The 19,860-nt window shown below is 26.8% G+C and carries 19 protein-coding genes; 17 read left to right on the top strand and 2 right to left on the bottom strand.

Annotated elements, in window-relative coordinates:
* Nucleotides 1–75: 75 nt before the first annotated feature.
* From ACQRD5_RS05985 to recA, 13 genes are all read left to right on the top strand, one after another.
* Nucleotides 76–1,227: a sensor histidine kinase gene (locus ACQRD5_RS05985; RefSeq protein WP_427746616.1), complete on the top strand. Its 1,152-nt coding sequence runs from the start codon at nucleotides 76–78 to the stop codon at nucleotides 1,225–1,227.
* Nucleotides 1,228–1,872 (top strand): response regulator transcription factor, encoded by a 645-nt coding sequence (locus ACQRD5_RS05980; RefSeq protein WP_294188346.1) that lies wholly within the window; start codon nucleotides 1,228–1,230, stop codon nucleotides 1,870–1,872.
* Nucleotides 1,873–1,956: 84 nt separating this feature from the next.
* Nucleotides 1,957–2,892, top strand: a complete 936-nt coding sequence (locus tag ACQRD5_RS05975) for an ABC transporter ATP-binding protein (protein ID WP_294188345.1) — start codon at nucleotides 1,957–1,959, stop codon at nucleotides 2,890–2,892.
* Between the two features lie 11 nt (nucleotides 2,893–2,903).
* Nucleotides 2,904–4,127 (top strand): ABC transporter permease, encoded by a 1,224-nt coding sequence (locus ACQRD5_RS05970; RefSeq protein ID WP_427746615.1) that lies wholly within the window; start codon nucleotides 2,904–2,906, stop codon nucleotides 4,125–4,127.
* Nucleotides 4,072–5,058 carry an ABC transporter permease gene (locus tag ACQRD5_RS05965; RefSeq protein WP_427746614.1) on the top strand — a complete coding sequence of 329 codons (987 nt, stop codon included), beginning with the start codon at nucleotides 4,072–4,074 and terminating at the stop codon, nucleotides 5,056–5,058. Before ACQRD5_RS05970 ends, ACQRD5_RS05965 begins: the two co-directional genes overlap by 56 nt.
* Before the next feature lie 228 nt (nucleotides 5,059–5,286).
* Entirely contained in the window at nucleotides 5,287–5,481 is a 195-nt protein-coding gene (locus tag ACQRD5_RS05960; protein WP_308780589.1) for a DUF4177 domain-containing protein, read from the top strand.
* A complete protein-coding gene (locus ACQRD5_RS05955) occupies nucleotides 5,481–5,798 on the top strand; it encodes a hypothetical protein (protein WP_320901454.1) in 318 nt (105 codons plus the stop codon). Before ACQRD5_RS05960 ends, ACQRD5_RS05955 begins: the two co-directional genes overlap by 1 nt.
* A gap of 47 nt (nucleotides 5,799–5,845) precedes the next feature.
* The gene (locus ACQRD5_RS05950) at nucleotides 5,846–6,040 is read left to right on the top strand and encodes a hypothetical protein (RefSeq protein ID WP_320901452.1); all 195 of its coding nucleotides are present in this window, start codon (nucleotides 5,846–5,848) and stop codon (nucleotides 6,038–6,040) included.
* Nucleotides 6,041–6,258: 218 nt separating this feature from the next.
* The gene (locus ACQRD5_RS05945) at nucleotides 6,259–6,831 is read left to right on the top strand and encodes a class I SAM-dependent methyltransferase (protein ID WP_427746613.1); all 573 of its coding nucleotides are present in this window, start codon (nucleotides 6,259–6,261) and stop codon (nucleotides 6,829–6,831) included.
* Nucleotides 6,832–6,851: 20 nt separating this feature from the next.
* The gene (locus ACQRD5_RS05940) at nucleotides 6,852–7,724 is read left to right on the top strand and encodes a class I SAM-dependent methyltransferase (protein WP_321129579.1); all 873 of its coding nucleotides are present in this window, start codon (nucleotides 6,852–6,854) and stop codon (nucleotides 7,722–7,724) included.
* Nucleotides 7,714–8,937, top strand: coding sequence for a radical SAM protein (locus ACQRD5_RS05935; protein WP_320901450.1), 1,224 nt, complete (start codon nucleotides 7,714–7,716; stop codon nucleotides 8,935–8,937). Before ACQRD5_RS05940 ends, ACQRD5_RS05935 begins: the two co-directional genes overlap by 11 nt.
* 334 nt (nucleotides 8,938–9,271) lie before the next feature.
* Nucleotides 9,272–9,775, top strand: a complete 504-nt coding sequence (locus ACQRD5_RS05930; protein WP_321129578.1) for a CarD family transcriptional regulator — start codon at nucleotides 9,272–9,274, stop codon at nucleotides 9,773–9,775.
* A gap of 19 nt (nucleotides 9,776–9,794) precedes the next feature.
* On the top strand, nucleotides 9,795–10,823 hold the full coding sequence (recA, locus tag ACQRD5_RS05925) for a recombinase RecA (protein ID WP_321129577.1): 1,029 nt from the start codon (nucleotides 9,795–9,797) through the stop codon (nucleotides 10,821–10,823).
* Between the two features lie 27 nt (nucleotides 10,824–10,850).
* On the opposite strand, the gene ACQRD5_RS05920 is transcribed toward recA, so the two are convergent.
* Complete coding sequence (locus ACQRD5_RS05920; protein WP_308780595.1) at nucleotides 10,851–11,015, bottom strand: hypothetical protein; 165 nt, start codon at nucleotides 11,013–11,015, stop codon at nucleotides 10,851–10,853.
* 111 nt (nucleotides 11,016–11,126) lie between these two features.
* Here ACQRD5_RS05920 and ACQRD5_RS05915 point away from each other — a divergent pair, with 111 nt between their 5' ends.
* Together ACQRD5_RS05915 and ACQRD5_RS05910 are read left to right on the top strand one after the other, a co-directional pair.
* Nucleotides 11,127–12,251, top strand: a complete 1,125-nt coding sequence (locus ACQRD5_RS05915; protein ID WP_427746612.1) for a DEAD/DEAH box helicase — start codon at nucleotides 11,127–11,129, stop codon at nucleotides 12,249–12,251.
* Nucleotides 12,252–12,923: 672 nt separating this feature from the next.
* A complete protein-coding gene (locus tag ACQRD5_RS05910; protein WP_427746611.1) occupies nucleotides 12,924–16,535 on the top strand; it encodes an NPCBM/NEW2 domain-containing protein in 3,612 nt (1,203 codons plus the stop codon).
* On the opposite strand, the gene ACQRD5_RS05905 is transcribed toward ACQRD5_RS05910, so the two are convergent.
* Nucleotides 16,536–16,712 carry a hypothetical protein gene (locus ACQRD5_RS05905; RefSeq protein WP_294189295.1) on the bottom strand — a complete coding sequence of 59 codons (177 nt, stop codon included), beginning with the start codon at nucleotides 16,710–16,712 and terminating at the stop codon, nucleotides 16,536–16,538.
* Between the two features lie 165 nt (nucleotides 16,713–16,877).
* Between ACQRD5_RS05905 and ACQRD5_RS05900 the strand changes: the two genes are divergently transcribed.
* Together ACQRD5_RS05900 and ACQRD5_RS05895 are read left to right on the top strand one after the other, a co-directional pair.
* Nucleotides 16,878–17,258, top strand: a complete 381-nt coding sequence (locus ACQRD5_RS05900) for an HIT family protein (RefSeq protein WP_320627949.1) — start codon at nucleotides 16,878–16,880, stop codon at nucleotides 17,256–17,258.
* Nucleotides 17,259–17,278: 20 nt separating this feature from the next.
* Entirely contained in the window at nucleotides 17,279–19,825 is a 2,547-nt protein-coding gene (locus ACQRD5_RS05895; RefSeq protein ID WP_427746610.1) for a DEAD/DEAH box helicase family protein, read from the top strand.
* Nucleotides 19,826–19,860 lie beyond the last annotated feature (35 nt).

Genomic DNA, 19,860 nt, shown 5'->3' with positions numbered 1-19,860 from the left:
TATAAAAATATAATTATTCAAAAAATGGAAAATTTATTGTATCATTAACTTATAATATAGAAATTGGAGAGTATTATGAGTAAAAGTAAGGAACTATTATTAATAAGATATATATCTTTTATTATATTAATATTTGAAATTATTATCGGAGGAAAAAACGCTGGAATTAGTAGTGTACTATTTGTTTTGCTATTTATTATGAATAACAACCTTAGAATTTTTTATTTTAAAAGTGATAGTATAAATATACTTTCAATAATTTTAGAGTTAATAATATCTTCAATAGCATGTTTAAACTTTGGAGGAAACATATTATTTTACTTAGTAGGAGCAACTATAGATATAGTTTCACTTAATGCAAAAAGAGTTAAATATATATTATTGCCTATAATATGTCTATTAACTGCCTATACAAAATTTAATAAAAGTATAGAAGAAGGCTTTGTAAATTTAGTAATTATAATTATTTTTTCTATTTTATTAAATTATATATCAAGACTTTATAATACAAAAAAAGAAGCTCAGAGGCTATATGATAAACTTAAAGTATCTGAGGAAAATTTACTTGAAGCTAATAATAAACTTGAAGAATATTTATCTTCCATAGAAGAACTAACAATACTAAAAGAAAGAAATAGAATATCTAGAGAAATACATGATAGTGTTGGACATGCATTGTCAACAGCTATTATCCAATTATCAGCCATGGAAGTATTAGCATCTAATGAAGGAAATAATTTAAAAAATATGATTAGTTCCTTGAGAAATTTTATAAGTGATAGCTTTCAAGATGTTAAATCTGCTGTAAAAGAACTTAAGTCTGATGATTATGATAATTACAGAGGAATAATTCGAATACAGGATCTATGTAAAAATTTTGAGAAGATGTCTGGAATTGAAGTGAAAATTATAGTATGTAAGGGAAGTTGGACATTATCTACAAAGCAAAGTACTCATTTATATAGAATAACTCAAGAAGTTTTATCTAATTCATTAAAACATGGAAAGGCAACTAAAATAAATGTAATTATGAACTTTACAGAAAATGACTTTGTTATTTCTTTTAAAGATAATGGGAATGGAACTGACACTATAAATGAAAGTGGTTTTGGAGTTAAAAATATAAAAGAAAGAACTGAAGAAATTGGTGGGACAGTAGATATTACTTCTAAATTAGGAAATGGATTCTTTGTTAAGATTGTTATTCCTAGAGAAAGGGAGATATAAGTGGAAAAGATAAAAATATTAATTGTAGATGATGAAAAATTAATACGAGAAGGATTAAAGCTTATGCTTTCAACTTTTGATGATATTGAAGTGGTTGATACTGCAGAAAATGGATATAAAGCTTTAGAAATATGTAAATCAAGGGATATTGATGTTGTTCTTATGGATATAAGAATGAAAGAATGTGATGGCGTTATGGGAACAAGATTAATAAAAGAACAATTTACTAAAATTAAGGTTATTATATTAACTACCTTTAATGATAAGGAATATATTGAAGATGCTTTAGCTTATGGTGCTTTTGGATATATGTTAAAGGATAGCTCTCATCATGTTATATATGAAGGAATAAAAGCTGCTTATATGGGAAATATGGTGGTTCATCCCGATGTTGCCAATAAGATTTTATCTAAAAATAATTCTGAACATAAATTTAAGGAATTAGAAAAATATAACTTCTCAGAAAAGGAACTTCAAATTATTAAATATATTGCAGAAGGATTAAGTAATAAAGAGATTTCAGATAAAATATATTTGTCAGAAGGGACTATAAAAAATAATATTACAAATATATTATCAAAACTTAATCTTAGAGATAGAACTCAAATTGCAATTTTTGCATTTAAAAATGGAATAGTGACTTAAGTCATTAATATAGTGACTTCAAGTAATATCAATCCCCCTAGGTTTTTATTATTATAGAATTAAGAAAACCTAGGGGGGATTTTTATGAGTATAATAGAAGTTAAAAATGTTACAAAGAGATTTAATGATAAATTAGTTTTAGATAATGTAAGCTATGAGGTTGAGAAAGGTGAAATATTTGGATTTATAGGTCCTAATGGTGCAGGAAAATCAACACTAATTAATATAATGACAAGCCTTTTAGTGCCAGATAGTGGAAGTATTAAAATTTGTGGCTATGATATTTTAAAAGAACCAATAAAGGCAAAGGAATGTATCGGATATGTACCACAGGATATATCATTGATGGAAGAGCTTACAGCTTATGATAATCTTGAGTTTTTTGGAGCCTTATATGGCTTAAAGGGGAAGGAGCTTAAGATGAGAATAAGAGAAGCTCTTGAAGTTACTGGACTTGTTGAAAAGAAAAAGGAAAAAGTCAAAAAGTTCTCAGGTGGTATGAAGAGAAGATTAAATATAGCAGCAGCAATTATGCATCATCCTAAAGTTTTGATAATGGATGAGCCAACAGTTGGTGTAGATCCTCAATCAAGAAATCATATATTTAATTTTACTAAGAATATCTGTAAAGAGTGGGGAACCACAGTGATTTATACATCTCACTATATGGAGGAAGTTGAAGAGCTTTGTAAGAGAGTTTTTATAATTGATTTAGGAAAAGAAATAGCCTATGGTAGTGAAGAAGAAATAAAAGCTTCAGTTTTTCCTAACAATAAAGTGATTATCGAAGCAAAAGGCTTATCAGCTGAAGTAATTATAAAGATAGAAAAATTAGAAGGGGTATTAAACCTTAAAGAAAAAGAAGATAGTATTACTCTAACCATAGATTCTAATTTTAAGCTTCATACTGTACTAACTATTATGGAAGAATATGAAGTTAATATTAAGAAAATAAGCTATGAAGAATCAAAATTAGAAGATGTATTCTTAAGCCTAACAGGGAAAACTTTAAGGGATTAGAGGTGATTAATTTGAAATTATTTTATTATACTAAGACAGTGTTAAAGGGTATGCTATCAAATGTAGTAATAACAGTTATATATTTTATATTATTTCCAGTTATTTTAGCAGCTTTTATGGGGTTTTTCCAAAATTCTGTTAAGGAAAATCCATTAAAGCTTAGTACAATTAAGGTAGCTATAATTGATAATGATAAAAGCAATATGTCTAGAGATTTAGTATCATTTCTAAAAAGTGATGAAATGAAGGAGTTAATAGAAGAAAATCCTAATGATAAGGATATAGAAATTGTTATTCCAAAAGGTTATGAAGAAAGTGTTTTATCATTAGAAAAGAATGAAATAAAAATAAATAAGTTAAATGATAAATTAAATAATTCTGTAAGCACCTTAAAAACAATCTTAGATAAATATCATCAAAGTCTTTACGTAAGTTTGTCTGGAGGCTCTAATGAGGCTTTACAGAATATTTCAGGAAAAACCATTATTGAAAATATAAATATTAATACTAGTAAGACTTCTACTAGTTATGAAATTCTATCAGCATCCATGATTGGTTTTGTTATTAGTATGCTAATATTCTCACTTATACAAGGAAGTTATGCTGAAACTAGCATTAATCTAGATAAAAGAATAGTTTCATCACCACTAAGTAAAATCCAATATTTTTACTACGATTCCTTTGCTTTATTAATTTATTCATCCATTATAATTTCAGGCTATGTGTTATTCTTCAGAGTCTTAGGAATAAGCTTTACTGGAAGAGAATTTCCTCTTGTTATATTGATTTTACTATCATCTATTTTAATAGTTTCTATGAGTAAATTTGTTAATGAATTATTTGGAGCAAAATATGGTAAGGTTGTTGGAGCATTACTTTTTTCAATCCCAATAATAGGAATGGAGATGTTTACTGGTGAAGGTAACGCACTAAAGGTTTTAGCTCCAACTCATTATATTTCAAAGCTATTTAATATTTATAATTTAAATGGAAACTTCAATGATAATATTAAAGACTTTATATTTATAATTGTATTTTCTCTTATATTATTTGCAATTACAAATATAAAAATAATTTTATCAAAGGAGGGGAAAAATGCGCTTAATGAGATTAACTATTATAAATATCAGAAGAATATTAAAGAATCCATCAATTTTTTTAATGACCTTCCTTTTACCAATGATTGTTTTATTTGGTATAGTAGGACCAAGCTCCAAGGAAAATTCTTTAGGTAAAATAGGAATATTAGATAAGTCTTCAGGTAAATATTCAAAAGAAATAATAGAAAGTTTATCAGAAAAATATGATGTAGAAAATTTAGAAGGAAATGTAGAAGATAGCTATAATGCTTTAAGGGACAATAAAATTGGAGTTATTTATGTTTTTGATGAAAATTTTGAAAGCACAATAGATAGCAAAAGTGTTCCAAAGGTAAAAAGTTATAGCATAGAATCAGGTATGGGATCAGTTATAGCCGAAAAAATAATAACTGATAGTATAAATAAAATATTAGCAGAAAAAATTAATATAGGTCTTAGTACTAATTTGGTAGAAACAGTAATATTTGATAATAATGAAAAAGAGAATTCTGGTTATTATATGGTCGTACTTATGATATGCTATTTTATGATTATAGGGGGCTCTATATTAACAGAGGATATACTTAAACTTAAGAAGCAAAAAGTATTAAAAAGAACGATATCTACTGGAAATACGGATAGAACAATTTTAGGTTCATTATATTTATCTAGTTTCATTATACAAAGCTTAATAAGTATATTAACATTAGTATTAGCTATAACACTATTTAAAATAGAAAACTATAATTTAGCACAAGGCTTTCTTGCAATAGCTTTATGTAGTTTAATGACCACTTCAATAGTAGTGGCTGCCACAAGATGGATAAAAAATCAATCTATGGCTAGTTTAGCAATTATAATGTGTGGTTTAATATCTTTTGGAATTGGAATAGTAGGTAGTAACTTAACTGGATTTAAAAATGTACCAGATGTAATAAAGTATCTAAGTATATTATCACCATTCTCCTGGATTGGTAGAATAATAAATAATGGTGAAATAATTGCTCCTATTATAGTAATAGTATTAATGTCATTGGCTTTATTTACAGCAGGTAGTTTTAAACTAAGAGATTATGTAAAAGAGTAAAAAATGGGAAATAAATAGTATATTCGTTGCTCCGTCGTAAACTCCAAGTCGCCCTCATATACTATTTATTTCCCTCTATACGGAAGGTAATAATTCCTCACTCCATTCGGAATTATGAAAATTATTTGTGACCTCGTAAACTCCAGTTGCAATTATATAGTATTAAATTGAATAAATGCAATAAATGGTATATAATGTAATTAGTTTCAATTAGTTGGAGGGGTTAAAATGAAAAAATATAAAGTTCTCAGTCAAAAGGATAAATGGTTTTCAGGAAAATTTGATCCACAAAAATTAGAGGATGCATTAAATTCATATGCTGATCAAGGCTGGGAATTAAAAGCTGCAGCTACTGCTGATATTCCATCCTTTGGAGGAAATAGACAAGAATTTATTGCAATTATGGAAAGGGAAGAAGATTAATGGCTTATACAACTTTATACAATGATATAGTTTTTATTGAAGGAAACAATGAAGATGCAAATATTGTTGGAAATATAAATTCAGATTTAAGCTTTAAAATAGGAGCACAATTAAAAAACTTAAATGATGTAAAGCAAGATATGTCAATTAAAGCAAAAGCTTTAGGTGCCAATTGTATTCTAGATTTTACTTATGGGCAAAAAAGCAGATGGCTTGCTATAGATGATGTTGCCTTCTATGGAAAAGGAAAAGCAGCAATATTACCATCTAACATCTATGAAGAATTAGTTAATAAAGTTAAAAATAGACATAGTTAATTGTATTTGATAAAATATAATGAATAAAGCTTATGGAGGAACATCAGATGATTTCTAAAAAACAACTTAAAGAAGATATAATAACTTACGATATAATAACCTATAAAGACGAAGATGAAAAGCAAGTAGAATATGTTGAAGTTACTCTTGTAGATAGGATTATAGATGTTTATATGGATACAAGAGAAGTTAATATAGGAATACTTGCTAATAAAATAATTGAAGATAATTTATATAAGTAAAAAAAGAAGATAGATATTATATTCTTTGCCACCTTGAAGATTCCAAGTGGTCAGAATATAATATCTATCTTTTCATATATTGAATGTAATAATTCCAAATTCACATAATATACCAATAGATATTTTATGTTTTAGAAAAAAATAAGAAATAAATACCAAATTTGTAATAGATTTTTGATAAAATAGAGATATAAATAAAAATCTTAAAGGAGATTTATATGAGCTATTTGTTTAAATTCTATAGTAAACAATATGATAAGTTTATGAAAAAATTTAACTTAGATAAAAATGAAGTAATAATACAAAGAATAAAAGATATTAATAGATTAGATATTTTAGATATTGGTGGAGGAACAGGGACTTTGGCAAAGGAACTAATATCCCTAGGTGCAAATGTAACTATTTTAGATTCTGAAATAAACATGACAAAGATAGCAAAAGAAAAATCTAAGGAAGTAAAGGTCATCAATGGATATTCTGATAATATTGATTTAAAAGATTCTTCTATAGATATAATTATAATGAGAGATTCCTTTCATCATATAAATAAAAAAGAAGAAACACTAAAAGAATGTAGAAGAATATTAAAGAAAGAAGGAAAAATTCTTATTTATGAATTTAATAAAAAGAGTTTAATTGGAAAGGTTATATTTCTTTTTGAAACTCTGTGCTTTGAGAAAATAAGTATGCTTAATATAAATGAAATGAAAGAGTTAACTTATAGGTATTTTAAAACTGGGGAGATAATTGAAATATCTAAATATGAATATATCTATATAGGTATAAAATAAGAAATTAAAAGGGGATTGCAATGAAAAAAATAAATGCTATTGCAAGGCTATGCAAGTTATTTTTAAATAAAAAATTTACTGATTTAGAGGATATAGCTAATTCTTATAATAGTGTAAGTAAAAATTATGAAGAGATATTTTTAAAAGAAATGTATAAATACAACGAAGAAATGCTAGAAGAAATAATTATAAAATATACTAATGATGATTTAGAGAGAAAATTAAATATACTAGATTTAGCTTGTGGGACAGGCTTTAATAGTAGATTTTTACATAGCACTTTGAATAAAGCTAATTTTACATTAGTAGATATATCTAAAGGAATGTTAAATGAATCAAAAAAGAATTGTAACTTTAAAGCTAGCTTTATTGAAAAAGATATGCTTTCTTTCTTAAAAGAATGTGACGATAATACTTTTGATATAGTTATATGTGCTTGGGCAATTAAATATCAAGATCCTAGAAAGATTATAAAAGAGGTATCAAGAGTGTTAAAAAAGCATGGATATTTTGCAGTAATAGTAAATTTAAAAAACACCTTACCAGAAGTAAGAAAAATTTATCCAAGTCTTGTTTTAGAAAATTACTTAAAAGTAGATAAGATTATGAAGGAATTACCTAATCCAATTAGTAAAAACAGTTTTGAAAGATGGTTTATAAATAATAGATTTAATAAAATAAATACTAAGTCAGGAAAACATATATTTAAATTTAATACTTCAGAAGATGCTGTAACTTTTGTGAGCTCTACTGGTGCTCTAGCAGGGTTTGATGCTATGGTAAATATTAAAAATAATAAAATTAAAGATAAAATGATATATTTATTTAACTCTAAAAATATAAAAACTATTACTCATAGATATGTTTGGGGGGTATTTGAAAATGCTAAGTAATACTATGACAATTATAAAAGCAATATTAAATAAAAATGTAAGAAATAATTTCTTTTATATACATAAGAGATTTAAGAAAAACAAAGATTATAAACATATAAATCTTATAAAGTGTGGTATGAATGTTATAAAAAACGATAGATTAGTAGTTAATAATGGTAATTTTGTAGTTAATTCATTTTTACCACCTTTAAATACTATGGCTTATAAAAGTATTGTTGATGCAGTTCCTGGAGAAAACTCTGAATTCTTTTATAATCATACTACTGGGAAAAGACTTGCTCCAATTTCTACATACATAGCTATTACAGATAGGTGTATGTATAGTTGTTGGCATTGTAGTGCAAAAAGATTTATTAAAGGTAAAGATGATAAATCAAAGGAAATGACAACAGAGGAAATAAAGAAAATAATAAAATCACTTCAGGATTTAGGTGTTGGAATAATTGGATTTACAGGGGGAGAGCCTTTACTTAGAAATGATTTAGAAGAAATAATAAGAAGTATTGATAATAGAAGCATTTCATACTTATTTACAAATGGATATTCATTAAGTCTTAATAAAGCAAAAGAATTAAAAAATGCTGGACTTTTTGGGATAGGAATAAGTATAGATAGTTTATATAAAGAAACCCATGACAAAAAGAGAGGATATAATGGAGCTTATGAAAATTCAATTTCAGCAATAAAAAATTGTAAAGAAGCTGGACTTTATACTATGGCTCAAGTTGTATGTACAAAAGAGATGCTAAAAAGTGGAGAAATATATGAGCTATGTAAATTTTTAAAGACTTTAGAAATAGATGAAGTTAGAATATTAGAGCCAATACCATGTGGTTCACTTTTAGTGAAAAATGATGAAATATTCACTAAAAAAGATAAAGAAGAACTTATAAAACTTCATGTAAAATTTAATAGAGATAAAGAATACCCAAAGACCTCAGTATTTCCATATGTTGAATCAAAAGATCAGTTTGGTTGTGGAGCAGGTGTACAACATTCTTATATAGATAATGAAGGAAATTTTACACCTTGTGACTTTGTTCAAGAATCCTTTGGAAATGTGTTAAACGAAGATATTAAAGATATATGGAATAAGATGCATGGCAAATTAAAATACGCTAGAAATTATTGCTATGCTAAGAAATGTGATAAATGTAATGAAAATGAGCTACCTAAATATTATAAATTGCTAAAAGGAGAGAAAGTTTAAAATAAGGTAATATTTTCATTTATTAATTAATAGTATATATTATTTAAATTGGGTATACTATTATCAAGAAGAAATTTATTATTTAATATACTTTATATATAAATATTAGGGTAAGGGGTAAGTAATATTTAAATTAAAAGTTTTGCTTACATCCCTTAATTTTTTTATGTTACAATAAGAATATAAGGTAATCTTAGGAAATGTAAATTTTTAAAAAAATATATACTAGTAAATGTTTCTAAATTCATATATTACGTATTTTTTTGAATATAAATGCGGATAATATATGAATTATTTATTAGATTGCAAAATATAGAAGTTGGAGGAAAATAAAATGTTTAATAAAGGAGATTTAATTCTCTATTCAGCACATGGAATTTGCAAAATTGATGATATTTGTGAAAAAACAATTTCTAATGTTAAAAAAAGTTATTATTCACTACATCCTATGGAAGATGGAAAATTAAAAATAAGTATTCCAGTGGATAATGATAAGGTAACTATGCAAGAACTTTTAACTATAGAAGAGACAGAAAATATTATTGAATCATTTAAATTTGAAGGCTATGAGTGGATAGATATAGATAATGAGAGATGTACAAAATATAATGAAATTATAAAAGAAGGAAATAGAACGGAAATTGCTAAAATAGCTAATACATTAATGAAAAAAAAGATTGAATTAGAAAGCAATGGAAAAAAATTTCATGAGAAAGATAAAAAAATATTGCTAGGTATACAAAGTATTTTATTTACTGAATTAGCATTTATATTGAATACTACTTTAGAAGAAATAAAAGATCAAATAAATGAATATATAAGTAATACAAAAATTTAAGAAGTAGAGGTGATAATTTTTGAATATTGATAAAGATAAGCTTTTAGCAATTGAAACAGCTATGAAGCAAATAGAAAGACAATTTGGAAAAGGATCTATTATGAAACTTGATAACAATTCCATAATGGATATTGAAACAATATCAACAGGCTGTTTATCATTAGATATAGCGTTAGGTATTGGTGGAGTTCCAAGAGGAAGAATAATAGAAATATATGGACCTGAATCTTCAGGTAAAACTACAATTGCATTGCATATAATTGCAGAAGCTCAAAAAATGGGGGGATCTGCAGCTTTTATAGATGCTGAACATGCATTAGATCCTTCTTATGCTAAAAACTTAGGCGTAAATATTGATGACTTAATAGTGAGCCAACCAGATAATGGTGAACAAGCACTAGAAATAACAGAGGCTCTTGTTAGATCAAATGCTATAGATGTACTAGTTGTTGACTCTGTAGCAGCTTTAGTCCCAAGAGCAGAAATAGAAGGGGAAATGGGAGCTTCTCATATGGGATTACAGGCGAGATTAATGTCTCAAGCTTTAAGAAAACTTACAGCGGCAATTAATAAATCAAAATGTGTAGTAATATTTATTAATCAGTTAAGAGAAAAAATTGGAGTTATGTTTGGTAATCCAGAAACGACAACAGGTGGACGAGCTCTTAAGTTTTATTCATCAGTAAGATTAGATATTAGAAAAATAGATACCATAAAAGTTGGAGACAATATATTAGGTAGTAGAGCTAGAATAAAAGTAGCAAAAAATAAAGTTGCTCCACCATTTAAGATAGCAGAGTTTGATATTATGTATAATGAAGGCATATCAAAGGAAGGAAATCTAATAGATATAGCCGTAAATGAAGGGATAATAGATAAAAGTGGATCATGGTTTTCTTATAAAGATATAAGAATTGGACAAGGTAGAGAAAACTCAAAGATTTATCTAAAAGAAAATAAAGATATAGCTATTGAAGTAGAAAATGCTATAAAAGAAAAATATAATTTACCAATATTAAATTTAGATAAAAAAAGAAACAGTAGATAAAGAAGGTAAAATATAAGAAGAAATAAACTAATAAATTATCTGTATATTGTGAATTTTTTTTATGCTGGGTTGTAGCATTTTTAAAGCAATTCCGAGAACTATAACCCAAGATAATATAATACCAATAACTAGTCCTATAAGTATTCTTTTAACTATACTTAGTTCATTCCATTTCTTTAGTAAGTTTTTCAATTATTTTGCTCCTAATTATATTATAAAAATATTATTATATATTTTGACATTACCTTAAACTACTGATAAAGTTTAATAAGCATTAGTGAAATGAAAGAGGTCGATATATAAATGAATTTTAAAAATCTTAAAATAAATGAAAACCTTATAAAAGGATTAAACATTATAGGAATAGAAGAACCTACTGAAATACAAAAAGAAGTTATTCCTGTAGCCCTTGATGGGGAAAATTTAATTGGACAGTCTGAAACAGGTACTGGTAAAACTTTAGCTTACCTTCTACCGACTTTAGAAAAAATAGATATAAGTAAAAAAGAAATGCAATGCATAATTCTAGCTCCAACTCATGAACTAGCAATTCAAATAAATAATACAATAAATGAATTAAAACAAGTAGCTTCTTTAGATATTACTTCCACAGCTTTAATTGGTAGTGCTAATATTAAAAGGCAAATTGAAAGCTTAAAAGCAAAGCCACATATTATAGTTGGATCTGCTGGAAGGATATTAGAACTAATAGGTAAAAAGAAAGTATCAGCTCATACTATAAAAACTATTATAATTGATGAAGTAGATAAGCTATTAGATAAAAATAACCTTTCAGTAGTAAAGAACATAATTAAAGCTACTCAAAAGCAAACTCAGGTAATGATGTTTTCAGCAACATTAAATAACAAAACTTTAGATATAGCTAAGACTTTAAAAGAAAATATAAAGGTTATAAGCGTTAAAAACAATAAAGTTAATGAAAATATAAATCATAATTACATAAAAACTGATAGTAGACGAAAAATTGAAACCTTAAGAAAGCTTATAAATGCAACAAAGGCAGAAAGAATTTTAGTATTTAACAATGACATTTATACTACAAATACAACTATAGAGAATTTAACAGCTAGCAATATAAAGGTAGCTGCCATTGGTGGAAATAATAAAATGGAAGAAAGAAAAAAGGCCTTAGAAGACTTTAGAAAAGGTAAGATTCAAGTATTAATTGCCTCAGATGTAGCAGCAAGAGGTTTAGATATAAAGGGAGTAACTCATGTTATTAACCTAGATATTCCTAAAGATTCTAATGACTACTTACACAGATCAGGAAGAGTTGGAAGAGCAGGAGAAATTGGTGAGGTTTTTTCAATAGTATCTGATAGAGAAGAAAAGATAATAAAAATCCATGAAAAGAACTTTAAAATAAATATTACAGAAAAGCAGCTTTATAAAGGTAATATAGAATAATATGGTATATCTGTAACTGAAGATAAAGATAAAAAAAGCTCTATTAGGTAAATTTGTTGTTATATTAGAATACTAAAAAAAGTCACTCTTATGGAGGACTTTTTTTAGTATTCTGGAAAAGTTATTAAATCATATCAATAGTAAAATGAATATTTATTCCCGCGATAGTTTTCTTTAACTTCATATCCTATGTGACCATTATAATAGGAGTGATAGTTATGACCGATTCTAATGCTTATTTTCCCAGTCGAACATTCGTTTAATATTAGTATACCATATTCAGAAAAGTCTATTTAACTAACAACAAAATTGTCTAACACAGCGAAAAAAGAAAAAGTAGATATTAGAAAATATTTATTTTAGTTATTAGAAATAGTAGACAAATACAGAAGAAAAGTTTAAAATATATGCATATAATAAATGTTTAATTAATATTTAAATAGTATTTAAATATTAATTATAAAAAATATAAAGCATAAATTTATCTTATTAAGAAGATATATATCTTTAGGTTTTTATTGCTTAACATAAAAAAGAATATATCAATAATATTTATTATCATATTATAAGTGTATTAATATTAAATATGGTAGTAAGAAGATATTTATAGATGTATCTCCTATAGTGCTATATTAACACTAAAAATTATTTATAATAAATGGGGGGAAATTTATGCTTAAAAAGAAATTATCATTATTATTAGTTACGTCTATGGTTGTTTCGGTATTATCAACAGGATTTGGTAATACAATAACTGCATATGCTGAAACCACTACAGCTACAGTAGAAACAGAAGAAAAAAATGAAAACTATGTATGGTTATCTGACCTGACATGGGACTCTAGATCTTTTACAAGGCATAATTCTATTAAAAAGAATCTAAATCCTGGAGATAGTAAGATAACTCTTATAGTTGATGGGGAAACAATTCAATTTGACAAAGGTATTGGGGCTCATGCTACATCATCTGTAATTTATGATGTTTCAAAATTAACAGATAAATACACTAAGCTTCATGGCTACATGGGTGTAGATAAATCTATGAATGGTAAAGGTAGTGTTAAGTTTACTATCTCTAAATCAGAAAATGGAAATGATTGGACACAATTAAAGCAAACAAATGTTCTATCATCCAATGATAATTCAGAAAAGATAGATTTAGATATCTCAGGCGCTAAATATATTAAGTTAGACGCTAATGATGCTGGTGGTAATGGAAATGACCATGCTGTTTATGGAGACATTAGATTACTTAAAACTAACTACAATATTGTAGGCTCAGAATATTCTGATAAAATAAAAAATATTGATCAATATGATAAAGAAATCTCTTCTAGAAGATATCAAGACAATATTGCTAATTACAAGATGGATATTTTAAAGAGAGAATTCGTAAATAGAATAGGTTATCATACATTACAGTCTTTCTATAAGAAATCAGATGCAAATAAAACAATGATAGATTGGTTAACTAATAACCAAGAATTATTAGAACTTTATATTAGTGCAGGTAAACCAGAAGGTTCTACTGCTCAATCATTACAAGTTCTAAGCGATTTATATGCAGCACATAAAGCTGATGTATCAAATAAAACTTATCTAAAAATGATGTTAGCTACATCAATTGTATTTGGTCAAAATTTAAGACTTTGGACTGGTGGAGGAGATTACGCAAATCCAGTTGAAAGATATGAGATCTACAAAAAGTTATATGATAATAAATTATTTAGTGGAGCTATAAACTTTGAAGAATTACCTATGGAGCTATTAAGATGGGTATTCAATTCTCAAATTGATAATGAAGAAATTGAATGGTTAAATAACTATGCAAGAGTAATTGGGCAAGCAAAAGGTAAAAATTTTGAATATAGTCCACACCCACATATGAAATATACTTTTGATTATAACTATAATAAAGATACTTATTATAATCAAGCTGATTATGAAACTTGGGCTACTAAGTATCACTTCAAAAATTATGACCTAAAGTATGGTACTAAAGGAGATCATAAACTTTGGATGGTATTATCTGAAGGAGCAGTTTGTGGTGGTATTTCAAAAATTGGTTCTAACTTAAGACAAGTATTTGGAGAACCTGCAGCTGTTATTGGACAACCTGGACATGCAGCTTTCTTAGTTTATTCTGAAGATGCTAATGGAAATGGTAAGTGGGGAATTGATAACGACGTTTCAGGTTGGACAAAATCTGAAAAAGGTGAAAGAGCTATATTAAACTGGGGTTCTCAATCTTGGGACTCTTACTATGGAGTTAGTTACATATTGCTAGCACAACAAGCATTAAATAATTATGATAAATATTTAGATGCTATGTATTATAACTTGTTAGCTAACAGTTATTCAAATGCTAAAGATAAGTTAGATGTTTATAATGCTGGTTTAAAAATAATGCCTTATCATGTTGATTTGTTATATGGTAAAGTAAATTCTTATAAAACCCTTAAGAAATCAAGTGCAGAATACTTAAAATTTGCTAGAGAAGTTTCAGAAGCTTTAGCATATCATCCAGTACCATATGTTGACATTATGAAATTAATACAACCTGGAGTTACTGAAAGTGTTGATGTTGCACAATTTGATATGTTAAAAACTGCTACATTAAAAGCCGCTACAACTGCAACAGCAGAAAACACATTACAATGGAATGACTGTAGAAATATAGCTAAAGGTATCTTAGGTGCTCATACAGTTGAATTAGCAAGTTTCTCATTTGATGGTGAAAATGCTAATAAGATTGTTTTAAATGAAAAGTATGATGGTTCTGGAATTAGCGTTAAATATAGCGTTGATGGTGGAAAACAATGGTACACTTCAACTGACCACGTAATTACTATACCTGCTGATGTGCTTTCAAAAATAACTGCAGAGAAGGATATTAAAGTTCAATTACTTGGAGCAGCTGATATCTATACAATAGATATTAAAGAAACTAAAGCACCAACAACTAGTACAGTTATAGCTAATCAATATGAAAATAGATTTATAGGTTCAATAAATAATCTAGAATTTAGTTTAGATAATGGTAAAAATTGGCGTGCATATGCTAGTGATACTAGATTAAAAGAAGGTACTCCAATTTTAGTTAGATACAAAGCTAATGGTGTTAACTTACAAAGTGAATCTGCAAGTTATACATTCGATGTAGAGGAAAAAGATCCTGCATTAACTTATATTTCAATAGATAATATTGTAGGTGTTAAATATGCTAATGAACAAAACTCTGGAAGTTCAGGAAAGCACATGGTTGATGGAAATCCAAATACTCAATGGCATACTAAGTGGAATACTAAGACAGAAGATAAGTCTTATACAATAGAATTAAAAGAAGCTAAAGACATATCTGCTATTGAATATTTACCATCAGGTGTTAATGGTAGAATTGCTAAATTAAAAGTTGAAGTTAGTGCTGATGGAAGTAAATGGACTGAAGCAGCTGTATCAGGTCAATTAGATAATAATGAAGTTGCTAAAAAAATTAAATTCAATAAACCTGTAAATGGTAAATTCGTTAAGATTACAGCATTAACAACTTACGGTAAGACTTCAGGTGAAGCTAATTTATACGTAAGTGGAAATGAGTATAGATTATTCGAAGACCTAAGCAAAGAGTATGCAATAGGAAAAATTATGGAAACTTATAAAGAACCAACTGTATCTTACTCAACAACTAATGTTACTAATAAAGATGTTACAGCAACACTTAATGTAACTGAAGGTACTACTGTAGATGGAGAAGCTTCAAAAGTATTTACTACTAATGGTGATCACACATTTACATTCACTAGACCAGATGGAACTAAAGGAAGTATATCAGCTAAAGTAAATTGTATAGATAAGATTGCTCCTGAAGCTACAGTTTCTTATAAAGCCTCAGAGGATGGAACTAAAGTTTTAGCTGTAATAAATGCTGAAGCTGGTTCTACAATAGAAGGTGGTAAAAATATTATAGAATTAACAGATGATTTATCAAAGGTAATTAAAGTTACAGATAATGCTGGAAATGTAACTAATGTTGCAGTTGGAGTTAACTGGATATCAAAAAGAACTGATACAGTTATATTAAGTAGTGAAAAACATTCTAACTTATTAGTGTCAGCTCCTGTTACAGTTGCTTTAAGATTATCTAATGATGTTAAAGTTGTAAATAATAACAATAGTAATATTTATAAATTCCAAAAGAATGGAACTTTCGTATTTGAATTAGAACACAAAGAAACAGGTGTTAGAACTGTTGTTCCAATAAAAGTTGACTGGATAGCAGAATAGTTATATTAAAATATAAGACAGTAGACAGTTTTGTGTAAAAACAAAACTAACTACTGTCTTATTCTTATTAGATCCTGCCTTATAAGAAATTATATCAGAAGTTTTTTCACATACTCCACAAGCAACACAGTATTTTGTATCCACATAAGCCTTCCTTCTAATTATTTGTTTTGTCATTGTAATCCTCCTAATAATATAGATTTTGTCACCTTGGATATTTTATTATAATTCTACAAATTAAACTGTAACAAAATCACAATGTTGAGAGATAAAGATTTTTTTATTATATTTATGAAAGATATGCTAATATATTAATATAAAAAGCAAAGGATGTAGATTGATATGAAGAAACCTTGTATATTTTGTAATTATAATGAAAAAGAAAGAGTAGCAGAAAATAATTTAGCATTTGCAATTTATGATAACTTTCCAGTAAATGAAGGTCATACATTAATAATACCTAAAAGACATTTTAGTAGTTTTTTTGAAGCTACAGAAGAAGAAGTATTAGCTATTTATGATTTAATACATAAAGTAAAACTTATATTAGGTGAAAAATATAATCCAACTGGTTATAATGTAGGAATTAATATTGGTGAAGATGCTGGGCAAACTATTATGCATTTACATGTACACCTTATTCCTAGATATAAAGGTGATATAGAAAATCCAAGAGGTGGAATTAGAAAGTTTAAAAAGGAACTTGTACCTTATAATGGGTAATAAATATTTGGGGTGATAATTTGAATAAGCTTTATAAAGATATAGACACTAGTTTAAACATAAATGAAAAAGAAATACTTTATAATGATACAAATTCTATAACAGGAGATAAAGACCATTTATATAATCACTTAAAATTAAGCTTTAAAGAAGCACATTCAATAGATATTATTGTATCTTTTCTTATGGAATCAGGAGTAAAGCTTATACTTAATGATTTAAAGGAAGCAATAGATAGAGGAGTAAGAGTAAGAATTCTTACAGGGAATTATCTTGGAATAACACAACCTTGGGCATTAAGACTTATAAAGTCAGAGCTTAAGGATAAGGTTGATTTAAGGTTTTATAGTGTGAAAAATAAATCCTTTCATCCTAAGGCATATATGTTTCATAGTAAAAGTGATAGTGAAATATATGTTGGATCATCAAATATTTCTCGTGGTGCACTAACAGACTCTATTGAATGGAATTATAGATTTTTAAAAAGTAATAATAAAGAAGACTATGAACATTTTTATAATACCTTTGAAGATTTATTTAATAACCAATCTATAATTATAAATGATGAAGTTTTAGAAGATTATTCAAAGTCATGGAAAAAGCCTAATGTATATAGAGATATAGAAAAGGTAGAAGAGGAAAATAAGGTAGTTAATTTATTTGAACCTAGAGGAGCACAAATAGAAGCTTTACATAATTTAGAGCAAAGCAGAGAAGAAGGACTTGATAAGGCATTAGTAGTTGCAGCAACTGGCATAGGAAAAACTTACTTAGCAGCTTTTGATTCTAAAAAGTATAACAGAGTTTTGTTTATAGCTCATAGAGAAGAAATAATAAAACAAGCAGCTCAAAGCTTTAAAAATGTTAGACCAAATGAAAGTATTGGCTTCTTTTATGGTGTTAATAAAGACAATAGCCAAAATCTAATCTTTGCATTAGTTCAAACCTTAGGTAAGGAAGAGTATTTAAATGAAGAGTATTTTTCTAAAGATTACTTTGATTACATTATTGTAGATGAATTTCATCATGCAGTTTCAAATAATTATCAAAATATAATTGAGTACTTTAAGCCTAAGTTTTTACTAGGACTTACTGCAACTCCAGAAAGATTAGATGCTCAAGATGTATTTTCATTATGTGATTATAACTTAGTTTATGAAGTAAGATTAAAGGATGCCATCAATAAAGGATGGTTATGTCATTTTAGATATTATGGAATATATGATGATACAGTTGAATATGAAGATATAGATTTTAAAAATGGAAAATATGATGATAAAAAACTAGAAGAAGCATTAATGCTAAATTCTAGAGGAAATCTTATACTAAAGCATTATAAAAAATATAAATCAACAAGAGCTATGGGCTTTTGTAGCTCTAAGAAGCATGCTGAATTTATGGCTGAATACTTTGTAAATAATGGAGTAAAATCAACGGCAGTTTATAGTGGTGATAGTGGAAAATACTCTATGAATAGAGAAGAAGCATTAAATGCCTTAAATAAAGAAGAAATACAAGTTATCTTTTCAGTAGATATGTTCAATGAGGGGTTAGATATACCAGGAATTGATATGGTTATGTTCTTAAGACCAACTGAAAGTCCAACAGTATTCCTACAACAATTAGGACGTGGACTTAGAAAATCAAAAGATAAAGAATATTTAAATGTTCTAGACTTTATAGGAAATTACAAAAAAGCAGATTTAATCCCATTTTTATTAAGTGGCAAAAACTATAATAGAGTAGAAGCAAAAAGAGGAGATTTAAGAGATATAGAATTTCCTGAAGATTGCATAATAGACTTTGACTTTAGATTAGTAGATATATTTAAATCCCTAGCAGAAAAAGAAATGAAAATAAAAGATATAATTAAAGAACAATACTTTATAATAAAAGAAGATTTAGGGCATAGACCTTCAAGAGTAGAGTTTTTAACTTATATGGATGAAGAAATATATGAAAATATAAAATCAAAAGCAAAGATTAATCCATTTAAGGATTATATAAAGTTCTTAGCTGAAAATAATGAATTAAAAGAAGAAGAAAAAGAAGTATTTAGTAGTAAAGGAAATACGACTCATATTCATTCATTAGGTACCTTAGATAACCAAACCAATGATTTGGACTATCACAGTGTAGGTAAAGAATTTATAAACTTAATTGAAAATACAAGTATGAGCAAAACATATAAGATGCCAGTATTATTAGCCTTTTATAATAATGGAAATGTGAAGATGGAAATTACAGAAGAAGATATTTATAAAAGCTTTTATGACTTTTATAATCGAGGTTCGAATAAAGTAGATATGCTTAAGGATAAAGGAACAAAGGATTTTGAAACTTGGGATAAAAATAAATATGTAGATTTAGCAAAGAAAAATCCAATAAAATTCCTATTAAAAACTCATAGTGATTTCTTTAAAGAAAAAGAAGGATACCTTTTAGCATTAAGAGAAGATTTAAAAGAAATAATTAAAGATAATGCTTTTAAGGAACATATGAAGGATGCTATAGATTTAAGAGTTAAAACTTATTATAAACATAGATTTTTAGAAAATCATAATTAATATAAATAATAAATAAGTTTAAGTTAAATAGAAAG

This window comes from Clostridium sp. SGI.024 (assembly GCF_050315195.1).
In the GTDB taxonomy this organism is placed as follows: Bacteria; Bacillota; Clostridia; order Clostridiales; family Clostridiaceae; genus Clostridium.
Note: the sequence above shows the minus strand (reverse complement) of the source record. Positions and strands in the feature narration are given on the sequence as shown.

Bases quoted from the DNA above. Each gene is read 5' to 3' on its own strand.
- ACQRD5_RS05955 (WP_320901454.1), top strand. From the start codon at position 5,481: ATGGCTTATACAACTTTATACAATGATATAGTTTTTATTGAAGGAAAC.
- ACQRD5_RS05965 (WP_427746614.1), top strand. From the start codon at position 4,072: ATGATTGTTTTATTTGGTATAGTAGGACCAAGCTCCAAGGAAAATTCT.
- ACQRD5_RS05905 (WP_294189295.1), bottom strand. From the start codon at position 16,712: ATGACAAAACAAATAATTAGAAGGAAGGCTTATGTGGATACAAAATAC.
- ACQRD5_RS05960 (WP_308780589.1), top strand. From the start codon at position 5,287: ATGAAAAAATATAAAGTTCTCAGTCAAAAGGATAAATGGTTTTCAGGA.
- ACQRD5_RS05975 (WP_294188345.1), top strand. From the start codon at position 1,957: ATGAGTATAATAGAAGTTAAAAATGTTACAAAGAGATTTAATGATAAA.
- ACQRD5_RS05945 (WP_427746613.1), top strand. From the start codon at position 6,259: ATGAGCTATTTGTTTAAATTCTATAGTAAACAATATGATAAGTTTATG.
- ACQRD5_RS05910 (WP_427746611.1), top strand. From the start codon at position 12,924: ATGCTTAAAAAGAAATTATCATTATTATTAGTTACGTCTATGGTTGTT.
- ACQRD5_RS05935 (WP_320901450.1), top strand. From the start codon at position 7,714: ATGCTAAGTAATACTATGACAATTATAAAAGCAATATTAAATAAAAAT.
- ACQRD5_RS05900 (WP_320627949.1), top strand. From the start codon at position 16,878: ATGAAGAAACCTTGTATATTTTGTAATTATAATGAAAAAGAAAGAGTA.
- ACQRD5_RS05950 (WP_320901452.1), top strand. From the start codon at position 5,846: ATGATTTCTAAAAAACAACTTAAAGAAGATATAATAACTTACGATATA.
- ACQRD5_RS05985 (WP_427746616.1), top strand. From the start codon at position 76: ATGAGTAAAAGTAAGGAACTATTATTAATAAGATATATATCTTTTATT.
- ACQRD5_RS05915 (WP_427746612.1), top strand. From the start codon at position 11,127: ATGAATTTTAAAAATCTTAAAATAAATGAAAACCTTATAAAAGGATTA.
- ACQRD5_RS05940 (WP_321129579.1), top strand. From the start codon at position 6,852: ATGAAAAAAATAAATGCTATTGCAAGGCTATGCAAGTTATTTTTAAAT.
- ACQRD5_RS05930 (WP_321129578.1), top strand. From the start codon at position 9,272: ATGTTTAATAAAGGAGATTTAATTCTCTATTCAGCACATGGAATTTGC.